The 322-nt window shown below is 40.4% G+C and carries 1 protein-coding gene; it reads left to right on the top strand.

Annotated elements, in window-relative coordinates; translation table 11 throughout:
• Nucleotides 1-322 (top strand): transposase (locus LKW28_RS22860; RefSeq protein ID WP_229142710.1); only part of this gene is annotated, 322 nt, incomplete at both ends.

A 322-nucleotide genomic window follows, 5' to 3' on the forward strand; every position in this document is an offset into this window, starting at 1 on the left:
CAGGAATACTGGGCTTTTGATACAACCTCTATTTCTAGTTACTCTGAGGCCCTAAAACAGGTCAAAATAGGAAATAACAAGGAACATGACAGGCTTCCGCAAATCAATCTGGCCCTATTATTCGGGGAACAATCCGGTCTGCCGTTTTACTACCGTAAACTTCCCGGCAATCTTTCCGATGTGAAAACGGTAAAGCAGCTTGTGAAGGAATTCAATGTAATGGGTTATAAGAAAATAAAAATCGTCTTTGACCGTGGATTTTACAGCAAAGACAACATAAATGCGTTATACAAGAGCCATCAGAAATTTGTAATCGGGGTGA

It is taken from the genome of Bacillus sp. REN16 (assembly GCF_020731355.1).
Classification (GTDB): Bacteria; Bacillota; Bacilli; order Bacillales; family Bacillaceae_L; genus Ferdinandcohnia.